12 protein-coding genes are annotated in these 13,928 nt (G+C 61.0%); 7 read left to right on the top strand and 5 right to left on the bottom strand.

Translation table 11 applies throughout. The features are described from left to right. Positions 1–97 precede the first annotated feature (97 nt). Positions 98–1,114, top strand: a complete 1,017-nt coding sequence (locus ACBG85_RS26960; protein WP_372025494.1) for a helix-turn-helix domain-containing protein — start codon at positions 98–100, stop codon at positions 1,112–1,114. Here the strand turns inward: ACBG85_RS26960 and ACBG85_RS26965 are convergent. Both ACBG85_RS26965 and ACBG85_RS26970 read right to left on the bottom strand, forming a co-directional pair. Beyond that, entirely contained in the window at positions 1,099–1,857 is a 759-nt protein-coding gene (locus ACBG85_RS26965; RefSeq protein ID WP_372025495.1) for an ankyrin repeat domain-containing protein, read from the bottom strand. The two genes, ACBG85_RS26960 and ACBG85_RS26965, sit on opposite strands and share 16 nt — an antisense overlap. Beyond that, positions 1,857–2,567 carry a FadR/GntR family transcriptional regulator gene (locus tag ACBG85_RS26970; protein WP_372025497.1) on the bottom strand — a complete coding sequence of 237 codons (711 nt, stop codon included), beginning with the start codon at positions 2,565–2,567 and terminating at the stop codon, positions 1,857–1,859. Before ACBG85_RS26970 ends, ACBG85_RS26965 begins: the two co-directional genes overlap by 1 nt. 216 nt (positions 2,568–2,783) lie before the next feature. On the opposite strand from ACBG85_RS26970, the gene ACBG85_RS26975 reads away from it, so the two are divergent. The 5 genes from ACBG85_RS26975 (at position 2,784) to ACBG85_RS26995 (ending at position 10,357) form a co-directional block, all read left to right on the top strand. Beyond that, on the top strand, positions 2,784–4,223 hold the full coding sequence (locus ACBG85_RS26975) for an aspartate ammonia-lyase (RefSeq protein WP_050655022.1): 1,440 nt from the start codon (positions 2,784–2,786) through the stop codon (positions 4,221–4,223). Continuing rightward, entirely contained in the window at positions 4,223–5,668 is a 1,446-nt protein-coding gene (locus ACBG85_RS26980) for an amino acid permease (RefSeq protein WP_312638655.1), read from the top strand. Before ACBG85_RS26975 ends, ACBG85_RS26980 begins: the two co-directional genes overlap by 1 nt. Before the next feature lie 15 nt (positions 5,669–5,683). Then, the gene (locus ACBG85_RS26985) at positions 5,684–6,646 is read left to right on the top strand and encodes an asparaginase (protein ID WP_007730395.1); all 963 of its coding nucleotides are present in this window, start codon (positions 5,684–5,686) and stop codon (positions 6,644–6,646) included. Positions 6,647–6,821: 175 nt separating this feature from the next. Then, complete coding sequence (locus tag ACBG85_RS26990) at positions 6,822–9,521, top strand: LuxR C-terminal-related transcriptional regulator (RefSeq protein ID WP_372025499.1); 2,700 nt, start codon at positions 6,822–6,824, stop codon at positions 9,519–9,521. A 14-nt stretch (positions 9,522–9,535) separates the two neighbouring features. Further along, positions 9,536–10,357 (top strand): hypothetical protein, encoded by an 822-nt coding sequence (locus tag ACBG85_RS26995; RefSeq protein WP_003942972.1) that lies wholly within the window; start codon positions 9,536–9,538, stop codon positions 10,355–10,357. Here ACBG85_RS26995 and ACBG85_RS27000 read toward each other — a convergent pair. The 3 genes from ACBG85_RS27000 to ACBG85_RS27010 are packed head-to-tail and all read right to left on the bottom strand — an operon-like array spanning position 10,349 to position 13,434. Then, positions 10,349–12,049, bottom strand: a complete 1,701-nt coding sequence (locus tag ACBG85_RS27000) for a SulP family inorganic anion transporter (RefSeq protein ID WP_328599546.1) — start codon at positions 12,047–12,049, stop codon at positions 10,349–10,351. The two genes, ACBG85_RS26995 and ACBG85_RS27000, sit on opposite strands and share 9 nt — an antisense overlap. Next, positions 12,046–12,759: a GAP family protein gene (locus ACBG85_RS27005; protein ID WP_042451601.1), complete on the bottom strand. Its 714-nt coding sequence runs from the start codon at positions 12,757–12,759 to the stop codon at positions 12,046–12,048. Before ACBG85_RS27005 ends, ACBG85_RS27000 begins: the two co-directional genes overlap by 4 nt. A gap of 15 nt (positions 12,760–12,774) precedes the next feature. Beyond that, a complete protein-coding gene (locus tag ACBG85_RS27010) occupies positions 12,775–13,434 on the bottom strand; it encodes a GAP family protein (protein ID WP_007730384.1) in 660 nt (219 codons plus the stop codon). A gap of 258 nt (positions 13,435–13,692) precedes the next feature. On the opposite strand from ACBG85_RS27010, the gene ACBG85_RS27015 reads away from it, so the two are divergent. Beyond that, positions 13,693–13,905 carry a hypothetical protein gene (locus ACBG85_RS27015; RefSeq protein WP_003943015.1) on the top strand — a complete coding sequence of 71 codons (213 nt, stop codon included), beginning with the start codon at positions 13,693–13,695 and terminating at the stop codon, positions 13,903–13,905. Positions 13,906–13,928 lie beyond the last annotated feature (23 nt).

Below are 13,928 nucleotides of genomic sequence, written 5' to 3' on the forward strand. Positions count from 1 at the left end.
GTTTCCTTCACTCTCGTCGAAAAGCGAGAAACTGCGGTAGGCCGGGACACGCCCGTTTCGATCCTAGAAATACCTGCTGCGACGGACGTGACTGTCCGTGCAGACTTTTGAGCTCACACTGCAGAACTTCTGGTTGAGCGTCCGCATCGCGGGGTATCAGGGCTGCATGGCTTTGCTCCTGGATACTTCCGTGTTGGAGCCTGACCAACGCGCGGACGCCTTTGTCGACGCGATGGGTCGTGCCTCGGTCCCGTGTGCAATCCACTTGGAGAACCCGGAACGGGTGAGCGCGAGAATGAACGTGTGGAACCTCGGTGCAGCATCACTGTTCCGCTCCGAGTCGACCGGTATGCGGTTGACCCGAACACCACGTCACGTCCGGTCCGCGTCGATGCCCGTCCTTGCGATTGCCCTGCAGGAGATCGGGATCGGCCATCTAGATCAGCACGACGAACAACGCAGAGTGCCCGCCGGTGAGCTGTTGATGACGGACCTGACGTCGACCTACGATTTCTCCTGGCCGGGAACGGGCGCTTCCCAGTGCCTCTACGTTCCGATGGATCGGCTGGGACTGCCGATCGACACCGTGCGGGACGCAGCTACCCGGCCTCATCACAGCAATCTGTACCCCGTGATGATCGCGCACGTTCGTGAATTGTTCCGCAGCGCCGCTCTGTTGGAGACCGATCCTGCCGCCGAACAATTGGGCGAGGCCTCGATCGAACTCGCACGTGCTTTGGTCGCTTCGATCGCACATGCGAATCCTGACGCATCCGCTCCGAGATCGGCCCTTGCCATGACTTCGATCCGTCGATACATCCGTGAACACCTTCACGATCCGACACTGAATCCCGCACGAATTGCTCACGCCCACAACATCTCACTGCGACAGCTGTACAAGATCTGCTCGGACAACGAATTCCGGCTCGAACAGTGGATCATCACCCAGCGCCTGCAGAAGGCTCGGGACGAACTGGCTCGACCCGCTACCGTCGACCTGCCGATCGCGACCGTTGCGCACCGGGCGGGGTTTGTCGACGCCGGACACTTCAGCCGACGCTTTCGACAGGCCTACGGGCTGAGCCCGACTCGTTGGCGTCAGCTCCGCGATTGAAGCAGCTCCACAACGTCTGACTGACCACGACTTTCGGCATTGTCCAACGCGGTCTTCCCCGATGCATCCCGGATCGAGGGATCTGCCCCCGCGTCGAGAAGCTGAGTGATCACGTCGATATAGCGCGCCGAACCATCGCCGTACACAACGGCTTCGAGTAGCGCCGTCCACCCGGGATCGTTGACGTGATTGACCGGAACCCCGGCAGCGATCAGCATCCGGACGCTCTCGACATGCGCGTGTTCACTCGCGGGAATCAGCGCCGTACCGCCGTAACGGTTCACGCTGTCGACGTCCGCGCCGTGGGCGAGCGTGAGCGCCAGAATCTCGTTCAAACCCTCGGCTCCGGAATACAGGAAGGCCGAATCCTGCATGGAATCCTTCGCGTTCACGTCTGCTCCGGCAAGAATCAACGTAGAAGCCGCAGCGACAGCGTCGTTCTTGGTGGCCTCGACGAGTGGAGTCCGTTCGCCCTCGCCGCGAGCTTCGATGTTCGCGCCCGAAGCCAGGGCCGCGGTGATCGCTGCCGGATCATTGCGGTCCACCGCATCGAAGAGTGCCCGTTCGGATTCCGGCGTCGATGGCGGCTTTACGCCCGTAATCGATACAGCTGCCGTTGTTGGTGCTGACGCCGCGGTTGTCGGCGTCAGCGGGGTGTCGGACGAACTGCAGCCAGCCAACGCTCCGGTCACCGATGCCGCGAAGATTGCGCAGGCGAGGACAGACTTGCGCGGCCGCGCCATCACAACGAATCACTTTCTTGGACAAGTGTTTCGAGCGTCATCCTGACGGCGTCCAGGTGTTCGGCCATCGCCCTGGAGGCGTGGTCGTAACTCCCGGATGCAATTCCTTCGACTATTCGTTCGTGTTCCTCGTTCGACTTTTCCTGGCGACCGGCAACAAGATTGAGTGTCTCGGATTGCCTTGTCAGCGCTTCACGGATATCGACGATTACCGACTCGAAGACCCGATTCCTACTGGCTTTTGCAATCAGTCCGTGAAATTGGGCGTCGAGTGCAACCCATACGAGCGGATCGTCCTCGTCACGCATCTGCTGGACCAGTCCGCGGAGGGCTGCCAGTTCCTCCGCTGTGTGCCGTTGGGCAGCCCACCCTGCGGCCGGAATTTCAACATGCGGCCGCGCTTCGACCAACTCGTTGGCCGCGTAGCTGCCGAAGTCGAGGTCTCGCGCTATCGAATCGCTGACGACGAAGGTGCCGAGCCCGGATTTCGTCTCGGTGAGCCCGAGGGCATGGCACGAGCGCAGGGCTTCACGGATGACCGATCGACTGACCCCGTGTCTTTCGGCCAGGGACGCCTCGGACGGGAGACGCTCTCCGACTGCCAGTTCGCCGGAGGTTATTGCGGCACGGAGGTCGGCGAGAACCGCCTCGGCAGCACTCACCCGCGAGGCGACGGGTCGCCTGGAGGCCCAGCTGTCTGACAGGTTCATGCCGTCATTGTTGCGACTGCCGAAGACCCGCGTCAAACATCGCACTTGATGAAGGGTTGACGTGCCGGAGTGAGCGAGGTAACAATTACACCTGTCAGACAGCCTGATAGCCCGATAGCTGGGCGGGACTACTACTCGACCGTCAGCGCTGCGATCCCGAAATACACCCACCGCGCAGAGTGATGCTTGCGCGAAGAGACACGAGGAATTGATCAAGTGCTCGAAACGCGAACAGAACACGATCTGCTCGGCGATCGCGAGGTTCCAGCCGATTCGTACTGGGGTATCCACACCTTGCGCGCAATGGAGAACTTCCCGATCACTGGTCGAACAATCGCCACGAACCCGCATCTGATCCGCGGCATCGCTTACGTCAAGTGGGCCGCAGCCAGCGCAAACGAAAAGCTGGGCATCCTCGACCGCCCGCGCGCGGAGGCCATCTCACAGGCATGCAAGGAGATCGTGGACGGGCGGTGGCACGAACAGTTCGTGGTGGACGTCATCCAGGGTGGCGCCGGCACGTCGACGAACATGAATGCGAACGAGGTCATCGCCAATCGCGCGTTGGAAATCCTCGGCCACCAGCGCGGCGACTACGAACGGCTTCACCCCAATGAACACGTGAACCTGAGCCAATCGACCAACGACGTCTACCCCACGGCCGTGAATATCTCGACGATCTTCGCGATCGATGACCTGCTGGATGCACTTCTTACACTCCAGAACGCATTCACGACCAAATCTCTTCAGTTCGCCGACACAGTGAAGATGGGACGCACCCAACTGCAGGACGCCGTGCCGATGACTCTGGGTCAGGAGTTCGGGACCTACGCGGTCATGATCGAGGAGGATCGGGCGCGTCTGGCTGAGGCCGCTCTTCTCGTTCACGAGATCAACCTCGGCGCGACTGCTATCGGCACTGGCCTCAACGCACCCGCCGGCTACGCCGAGGTGGCCTGTTCCGACCTGGGCGCACTGACCGGACTGCCGCTGGTGTTGGCAACGGATCTGGTCGAAGCGACCCAAGACGTGGGCCAGTTCGTCCACCTCTCCGGCGTCCTCAAGCGGGTCGCTGTGAAGTTGTCCAAGGTGTGCAACGATCTCCGACTGCTCTCTTCGGGCCCGCGAGCGGGATTGAACGAGATCAATCTTCCACCGGTGCAGGCAGGTTCGTCGATCATGCCGGGCAAGGTCAATCCTGTCATTCCCGAAGTCCTCAATCAGGTCGCGTACGAAGTCATCGGCAACGACGTGACGATCACGATGGCTGCGGAATCCGGTCAGCTCCAACTCAACGCTTTCGAGCCGATCATCGTGCACTCACTGTCCGAAGGAATGCGACACCTCGGTGCGGCTTGCCGCATTTTGGCGGACCGGTGCGTACTCGGCATCACGGCTAACACCGAACTGCTGCGCGCCCGAGTCGAAGACTCCATCGGCCTCGTCACCGCGCTCAACCCCTACATCGGATATACCGCGTCCACTCGGATCGCCCAGGAGGCGTTGATTTCCGGGCGTCGCGTCGCAGATCTCGTAATCGAAGCCGGCCTGCTCGACCGAGAGGAACTCGATCGGTTGCTCAGCCCCGAACATCTCGCCAATCTCCGCGTTTCGGGCGAGAAGCCTCATGCCACCGCTGTTGCGGAGGAGGTTTGATGACCGTCGAACGGGAAGAGACAGGCCGCGCCGAAGCTGCGACTGAGGAGGATCTTGGGTATCAGAAAGCGCTCGGCCCCAGGCAAATTCAGATGATCGCGATCGGTGGTGCGATCGGAACCGGCCTTTTCATGGGTGCGGGAGGGCGACTACAACAGGCGGGCCCGGCCTTGGTTCTCGTGTACGCGCTGTGCGGATTCTTCGCGTTCCTGATCCTGAGGGCACTCGGCGAACTGGTGATGCACCGACCGACCTCCGGATCCTTCGTTTCCTACGCACGCGAATTCTTCGGCGAAAAGATGGCTTTCGCTGCGGGCTGGTTGTACTGGATGAACTGGGCAATGACTGCCGTGGTCGACGTCACGGCTGTGGCGTTGTACATGAACTTCTTCAAAAAGTACTGGGCGCCACTGGGACACATCGATCAGTGGATGTTCGCTCTGATCGCGGTGTTGCTGGTTCTCGGACTGAATCTCGTGTCCGTGAAAGTCTTCGGAGAGTTGGAGTTCTGGTTCGCGTTGATCAAGGTCGTGGCCTTGACCGCATTCCTCGGGTTCGGTGTCTATTTCGTACTCTTCGGCACGCCCATCGAAGGGCATTCCTCCGGATTCAGCCTGATCGCCGACAACGGTGGGCTGTTCCCCAACGGAATACTGCCGGCAGTCGTGGTGATTCAGGGCGTCGTGTTCGCCTACGCTTCAATTGAACTCGTGGGGACCACGGCTGGAGAGACCGAAAATCCCCGGAAGGTGATACCCAAGGCGATCAACACAGTGATCATTCGGATCCTCGTCTTCTACGTGGGGTCGGTCCTGCTGCTCTCACTGTTGCTCCCGTACACCGAATACCACGCCGGTGAAAGTCCATTCGTCACATTCTTCGGTTCGATCAACATCCAAGGCGCAGATGCGATCATGAATCTGGTCGTTCTCACGGCGGCGTTGTCTTCCCTCAATGCCGGATTGTATTCGACCGGACGAATACTCCATTCGATGGCGACGGCCGGTTCGGCGCCTGCCTTCGCTGCCAGAATGAACAAAGCCGGAGTGCCGTACGGGGGAATCGCACTCACCGGCGTGGTCATCCTGTTCGGCGTCGGGCTCAATGCTGTTGTCCCAGCGCAAGCCTTCGAAATAGTCCTCAATCTTGCGGCACTGGGCATCATCAGTGCATGGGCGGTAATTGTGCTGTGCCAGTTGAGGCTCTGGCAACTTGCGAAACAAGGCAAAGTCACTCGCCCTTCCTTCCGCGTATTCGGCGCACCGTACACCGGGATCGCGACACTGGTCTTTCTTGCGGTCGTTATCGTGTTGATGGCATTCGACAACCCTGTTGGAACGTGGACCGTCGGATCCATCGCGATCATCGCACCGCTCTTGATGATTGGTTGGTACGCCGCCAGGAATCGTATTCGCGAGTTGGCCATCCACCACCCCGCAGCTTGACGTGAAAGGACCACAGTGTCGAAAGTCGCAGTTGTCACTACCGGTGGCACCATCGCCAGCACCCGGGATGCGCATGGAATCAGCCGGCCCGCAATCACCGGTGCAGATCTGGTCGGCAACGAGCAGACCGACATCGAGCTTCGAGTCGTCGACGTGATGTCGAAGGACAGCTCGAGCATGACCTTCGCGGACATGGATCGTGTTCGCGACGCCGTAGCCGATCAATTGAAAGATCCCGGACTCGACTCGGTGGTCGTGCTTCACGGCACCGACACGATGGAGGAAACTGCGTTCTTGTTGGACCTGCACCACGACGACCAACGCCCGGTGGTCTTCACCGGCGCGCAGCGCACTTTCGACCATCCCGAATCCGACGCTCGTTCGAATCTCGCCGCGGCGATCTCAGCCGGACTGGACATCTCGTCACACGGGCGTGGTGTCCTCATCGCCTTCGGCGGTTCGGTCCATCCAGCCGCAGGTACGCGAAAGTCCGATACGACGGCACTCGATGCCTTCCGCCGCGTGCACATCGATCCGCTCCTGCTGCGCACTCCCGAACCATTGCCGTGGCATCCGATTTCGGACACCCGCGTCGACATCATCGCCGTGTATCCCGGGGCAGACCGCGTACAGATCGACGCCTGCGTGCACGCCGGGGCGCAGGGACTTGTTCTCGACGGACTCGGTTCGGGAAATGCCAATCCGACGATAGTCGAGGCCGTACGAGACTGCGTCGGCGCTCACATTCCGGTAGCCGTGACAACTCGGGTGCCCTCGGGGCCAATCTCCCCGGTTTACGGTGGCGGTGGTGGCGGGCACGACTTGATCGCCGCAGGCGCTGTATTTTCCACCGATCTTCGAGCCGGGCAGGCACGTGTACTTCTGGCAGCCTTGTTGTCAGATCCGGATCTCGTGGGCCTGGAAAAGGTATTCGACCGCTATTCGAGGTTTGCTCGCACCCCGCCGTTCGGGCGGTAGAACTGGCGACACCATTCATTGTTCGAAATTCACTCCACTAAATCAGGGACTTTGGTCCGAATTTTCGACTTGGACGCTTATTTGGTGTCCGAATTGGGTAGTTTCACATCATCTAACTCGTTCAAAATTTCGATCCAGCGGTCACGTCCAGTGCAGCCAGTCGAACAGGAGTCGGATGAGCAGCCCATTTCGTGATGCCGCTGCAGTAACGCTCGACGCGTCTCACCGCGTCGGGCAAGCGCACGTGCCAGGCGCCGCACTCAACGGTCGTTTTCACCCGCCAACTGCCGTGAAAGGACTGGTCGCGCGTCCGCGCCTGCACCGCAAACTCACCGCATCCACTGCCACCAAAGGCTCAGGCCCCGGGCCTGTCGGGTTGCTCTCGGCTCCGGCCGGTGCGGGGAAGACCCTACTTCTGGCCGATTGGGCTCGCGAATATTCTCGAGCCTCCCCTGATGTTGCGCTGGCCTGGCTGACGTTGGCCGAGCGCGACAACAACGTGTCGATACTGTGTGAATCCCTCGCCGAGGCGATCGCGACCTCCGTCGATGCGGCCGGCCAGAGGCTCCCCGTGCAGACCGGATCCAGGCCGCCCGTCGAGCAGTGGCTCGCGCACTTTGCGGAAACCCTCGAAACGCACGAGCGCCGAACAACGTTGATCCTCGACGACGTTCACACCCTCCACGATCCGATGTCGATCGGTCTCCTCGATCGGATACTCACACAGACCCCGGGCAACCTGTCGATTATCGTTGCCGCCCGCTACGAACCACCGCTCACGTGGCATCGTCTGGCTCTCGACGGCCGACTCACCCGCTTTGCATCCACCGATCTCGCTTTCGATCGCTCCGAGATCACCGCGATATTCGGCGAGTACGACATCACGCTGCGCGACGACGAACTCGCAATCGTCGAGAACTTCACCAAGGGGTGGGGCGCCGTCGTTCGCCTGACCGCCGCGTTTCTGGCCGGCCGCAGTGACATCGGCGATGCACTGGACGAGTTCACGCACACACCCCGCCCGATCGCCGACTTTCTCGTCGACGAGGTACTGACGTCCTTGCCCGAACATGTCACCTCGTTCATGTTGCGAACATCGGTAGTCGATTCTTTCTCCGCCCAACTGGCGGAAACTCTGACGGACTCGAACGCTCGATCCGAGATCGACTCGCTGATTCAGTTCAACTTCCCCGTGACCCGTACCGATTCCGCCGACCACACAACGTGGTTCAGCTATCACCCTCTCTTGCGCGAGCACCTTCGGGCAGAGTTCCGTCGCGTCGATCACGTCGAGAGAAACCGCGTACACCTGCGAGCAGCAAGCTGGTTCGAAAGCAATCACTTCGAACTCGAGGCGCTCGAACTCGAGGTGTCGATCGGAGACCCACACCGCATTCTCGCGTTTCTCGAACGCTGCGGGCTGGGCCTCGTACTCGACGGGCACTGCGGGGACGTCGTGCGAGTCCTGGAATCGGTGTCGACGCAGGTTTCGGAATCCCCGATCACCCGACTGGTGCTGGCGGCGGCCGCCCTCCACTCCGGTGACGTGACCTCGGCGACCACGTGCCTCGATCTTCTCGAGGCAACTCATCCACCGATTGCAGAAGATCCATTGTTCCTGGCGATGAGCCTGGAAATCTCCTGCGTTACGGCGACTTCCGACAACGAGCCGCTGGCGGCACGTCTGGAGCGGCGCCAGAAAAGCACCCACTCCGACATCGAAGCCTACGCACACATGGAATTGGCGACGGCACACTTACTGCGACGTGAGTTCGACAGGGCGACTGTCGAATACACTCAAGCCGTCGCACTCGGGACAATACGGGGCAGGGCGCGATTCGTCTTGAAGTCGCTGACCGGACTGGGCTACGTAGCTTCTCTCAGCGGAGACATCGGGGCGATGAGGGCTCACTCCGTCTACGCTCTCGACTACGCGGTCGAACATCGCATCACGACGACTGCGGAGTACGAGTTGTCCGCGTCGGTGGCCGCCTTTGCCACATATCTCTCCGCTTCGAGCGAACTCCCGTACCGCATCCCGACAATCGGAAACTACCGGAGCACAGACGTTCTCGGCGCCAGCGCGCCGGTGTTCGGGTGGCACTCCGTCGTAACCTTCGGCCTTCACAGTCTCGACGGCTCGACCGACCGACGCTCGACCGCCGCCGATGTCCGCGACGCGATGCTCAGCGCGATCGAATTACGTACCTTCGCGTTCGCGACCTTGGCTCTTCTACCACCCGTCGTCCACGCATGCCTTTCCGTCGGCGAGGTGGAATGGGCAGCGAGACTCGTGCGTGACGCAGCCGATCAATTCGGAGAAACGTCGGAGATACATCTCGCACGGGGTGCCGTCGCCTTCTCGTCCAACAAGTTCGCGGAAGCACTCGTCGAAGTTTCCGAAGCTCTCGGGTCCTCCGAAATCCCGTTGCTCGCACATCACGTCTACGCCTGGACACTCGAAGCCGGGATCCACGCTGCAACAGGTCACGAGCGCAAGTCGTTTCGCTCCCTCCACAAAGCGCTGCGCGCCGCGGAAGCCGGTAGCCTGCTACGCCCCTTCCTCGACTACGGCGCATCCCTGCGGCCGGTGTTCGACGAGTTCAGTGGACATTTCGGCGATCAGGAAGCATTTGCCGAACAGGTACGTAGCCGCATTCGCCCACAAGAATTGGTGAGTGCACCGATCCTCACGCCAGGCGAATACACCGTGCTCCGTGAACTGGCTTCCGGAGACACCACCGAGTCCATTGCCGACACGCTGTTCCTTTCCGTCAACACCATCAAGACGCATCTTCGCGGGATCTATCGCAAGTTGGAAGTGAGCAACCGACGCGACGCGCTCAAGGCTGCGCGACGCGGCGGACTCATCTGAGCAAGACTGCTTCCATGCCCCCGAAGCTGTATTCCGATACGCGCGATCGATTGACCGTGTGGGCGAGACGTACACCCAGTCGACGGTTGGCGACTGATGCAACCATCGGGGTCTTCGAAGTCGGGCTCGTGGACAGCGCCATGACTTTGGCGGCCCAGGCCTTTACGTCATTGCTCCCGGTCATGATTGCAGCGTCGACCTTGGAGAAGCTGAAGCCGTTGGCTGATGCCGCCAAAGACGACCTCGGCGTCCAACTCCCCGACACCGTATTGACCAGTACCTCTACCGCGGCAGCGTTCGGGATTGTCGGCTTGCTCATGCTGCTGATCAGTTCCACGTCCTACGCTCGCGCTCTCGGCCGGATGTACGGACGGATCTGGAGCGTGCCGACGGCGACACTCCGTCAGGCGTGGCGGTGGTTCGCGGTAGTGTGCGTCGTGGCCGCGTCGGTGGTCGGTGCGGCCCTGTGCCGTGAGCTGAATGGCGTTCCGGGAGTTGGCAGAGTCCTGGAATTCACAGCGGTCTACGTCGTGTGGGCACTCGTGTGGACAGCCGTGCCCATGCTGCTGACGGCCAATCGCATGACCACTCGAATGTGCGTCGGGTCAGGATTGCTCACCGCGACGGGCCTGACCGGACTGCACGTGGCCGGCACTCTTTTCCTCCCCCGAATGACAAAGACGTCGCAGGACGAGTTCGGTCTTCTGGGCGTGATGTTCACCGTCATCGGCTGGCTGTTCATCTTCTCGGCCATCGTGGTTGTCGCGTCGTCGATCGTCGGATCAGTGGCCAAAGATTCCGGTCCCCTGGGAATCTGGCTTCGGACATCACGCTGAGGTGTTGTCTCGACCTGCAAGCGCTTGCGAGACGGTCGGATAGACGTCGACCTTCAGCGCGCCCTGGTCGGCACCGGACAGAACGTCGCGGAACTGCCCGATGTCGCGTGCCACTCGGAAGCTCACATTCCTGCGTGCCAACGAATCTCGAAGCTGAGCCAACATCTGCGCAGCGCTGACGTCGATGAACGGTGACGTCTCGGCGTCGAGAACGACCATGGTGGTGCCGGCGGTCACCAGACCGGTGATCTGATCACGCACGTGATCGGCATTGGCGAAGAACATCCCCGCTTCGACCCTGACCACTACGACGCCGTCGAGTGTCTTCAGATCAGGATGCCCACTGATGTCGACCCAGCGCGTGCCGTCCTTGGCCAGAGCAGCCACGTGCGGTTTGGAGACTCGATACAGGAGCAGCAACATCGAGACGGCGATTCCGATGATCAGACCGGGCAACGTGTCGAAGAGGAGAACCCCGAACATCGCCGCGATCGCCGCGGCGAAATCGGCCCGGGCAGCGTGCCCGTAGATACTGCCCAACCTCTTCGTCCACACCCGGTACAGCGCTGCGAGAGAGGAGAAATCGACCAGTTCGATCACTGCTGCGATGACCACAGCCGAGAGCGTCGCCTCTGGCAACTTCTCGAACAGGCCGGTGAGAAACAGCAGTGTCACCAGCGTCAGTGCCGCGACCACCAGTCCGCTGACCTGAGATTTGGCGCCCGCTCCTCCGTTGACGGCGGTCTTCGACAGGCTGCCGTTGACCACCATTCCCGAGCAGAGACCCGATCCGAGATTGGCCGCACCCAGTCCTGCCAGTTCACGATTCGCGTCGATGGTGTAGCCGGCCTTGGCCGCGTATGTCTTTGCAGCGCCAAGACCTTCGGCGAAACCGATGAGCAGAACGCCGACCGCCGGTCCGACCAGGTCGAGGTAGTCCTCGGCTCCCACACCACTCGGCAGACCCATCGACGGCAGGCCCGAGTCGATGTGTCCGACAATGTCGATGCCACGATCGTCGAGGCCGAACAACGCTACTGCGGTAATGCCCAGCAGCACGACGAGGAGCGAACCCGGTACGAGCGGAAGCCATCGCTTGACGCCCAGGACCATTGCCAGGCTGAGCAATCCGATGATCACGGTCGGTAGGTCGACCTCACCCAGTTCCTTCACCACTGTCCACGTCTGGACGAAGAAGTTTCCCTCCCCCTTGTCCACGCCCAGGAGTTTGGGTACTTGACCGATGATGATCGTGAGCGCCAGACCGACGATGAATCCCTTGAGAACCGGCTCGGAGATGAAGGACGCGATGAATCCGAGGCGCATGAATCCTGCGAGCAGTCCGACGAGCCCGGTCACGATCGCCAATGCCGCCGACAGCGCGATGAATCGGCCGTCGTTTCCTGAAGCCAATGGCGCAATCATCGCCGCGGACAACGCTGCGGTCGCCGACATCGGCCCGACGATCAGATGGCGCGAACTGCCGGCTGCTGCATACAGAATCAATGACGGAACCGCAGCATAAAGCCCGACCACCGGCGGAACTCCGGCGATGGTGGCGTACGCGAGCGCTTCCGGAACAAGGACAGCCCACACCGTAAGGCCCGCAATGATGTCGGGGCGAAGCCAAGCGCGTTGATAGTCGGACAACGATCCGAAGACCCACCAGGTCCGCGTGTGCGGAGCACTCATAGTCCTTGCACCCCTTTACTGATCTGCATCGCCGCGATCAGGACGAGGAGCCCGACGTTCAGCAAGTGCGTGTTGGTGGCTATCCAGGTGCGGATCTTCAGCAGCGGTTCGGTTGCCTCGTCCTTCTTGATCAGCAGGAGGGCAACAGGTACCGCGACCGAGGTCACGGACACCAACGAGAAGATCACGGCCGAGACGATCTGCGACGTCGGTGCCACGGTGCTGAGACGAAGGTTCATCGCTGCTGCGATGGCACACGACATGTCGATGGGGTTGAGAACGAACAGCGCGAAACCGAGCACACCGGATCGCATTGGTTGGAAGTGCTCAACCGATTGCAGCATCTTCGGCAGCTGAGGGGCCGCAGCCACAACGTCGCCAGGGGCAACTGCAGCCGCCATCGCCTGAACCCCGCGACGACTGCGTGAGTAGACGAACCAGGCACCCGCCAGCAGAGTTGCCCCGAGAACGAGATGGATGATGGGCACCCACAGCGGAGGGTGTGTGCGCTGATGAACCTGGAGTGCGGTCAAGATGACGTACGAACCGGCCAGCGCGACAACTATTCCGAGATACCACCCGATCAAGTACGCAATGCTGTTGATACGCGCTCGTTCGGAAAACAGTACGGCCACAACGGCGACAACCGCCAGCGGGCTCATGATGATCCCGAGCGCCAGCGGGATCTGTTGCAGTAGCAGCGATCCCATAACTACCTCCAGTTGTCAGAGACCGCCGATGCCCTTGCCGATGAGAACAACACCAATAACCAGGATCAACACACTCATCACCGTGGCGTTGTTTTCCTGCAACCACACCTTCAGCTTGGCCAGCGGACCACGCAGTCGCTCCGCGGCAACGAGGTAGCCGATCACGGGCACGCACACTGTGCAGGCCGCGATGATCGTGAAAACCAGAATGGCGACAACAACTTCTCCGGAGCCCAATGACGCGGATCCGATCGAGATTCCGGCCGCGATACACATCATCAGATTCTTCGGATTGATCGCAGCCAGAGCGAAGCCCAAGCCGAGGCCTTTGACAGCGGTCATGTCATCGATGGCGTGCATCCACTTCGGGGTTTCGTGCTCGCCTCCGCGTCCGCGCCATTGCTTGACTCCGAACGCAAGAAGCAATACACCCAACGCCAGCTTGATCCACGACACTGTCGCTGACGGATCACCTTCGGAGTCACCGAGCTTGCTGGACAGAAGCACGAAGATCACGGTGGCGACGACGATTCCCAGTATCCAGCCCAGCGCGAACCCGACGCTCGTGCTGCCGGCACGCTTGGACAACAACATCAAGATTGCCGCGATGATCGGGATCGGCGATACCGCAACGCCGACCGCGAGGGGTAACAGATCCCCGATGACAGATCCCATGCCGACCTCTTCTCTCTCCCGGTCGACACTAGGGGTGGCGACTCTACGGAGCCTCACACAAAAGGGATGAACGGACCCGCGACGACATTCACCCGTAGGGGATGACGCCCCGAGCGCGTACGGGAGTAAGACTGGATCCCACGGATGCGGAGTCCTGGATCGGGCAGCGACGCCGATTGCACTTGACGACATGCGATTTCGAGGCTCGGAGCGCTGCCTTCTCGAACCTCATGGCCCTACGAAATGGAGCGGATACTGATGAATGCTCCCACTCGGTATCAATTCCTCATCGACGGCGAAGTGTCGGACCGCGTCAAGGCCGCATTTCCTGAACTCAGTGTCGCCAGTGCCGCCGGCGGGTTCACCAGTTTGTACGGACCCGTCGCGGACCACACGGCTATGCGGAGCATCATGGCCCGTCTCGATTCCCTCGGCCTGACCGTCGCCGAAATGCGTCGACTCCCAGACTGATCCGAGCCACACCCTGTCGAAAT

The organism is Rhodococcus sp. NyZ502 (genome assembly GCF_041464245.1).
GTDB lineage: Bacteria > Actinomycetota > Actinomycetes > Mycobacteriales > Mycobacteriaceae > Rhodococcus_F > Rhodococcus_F qingshengii.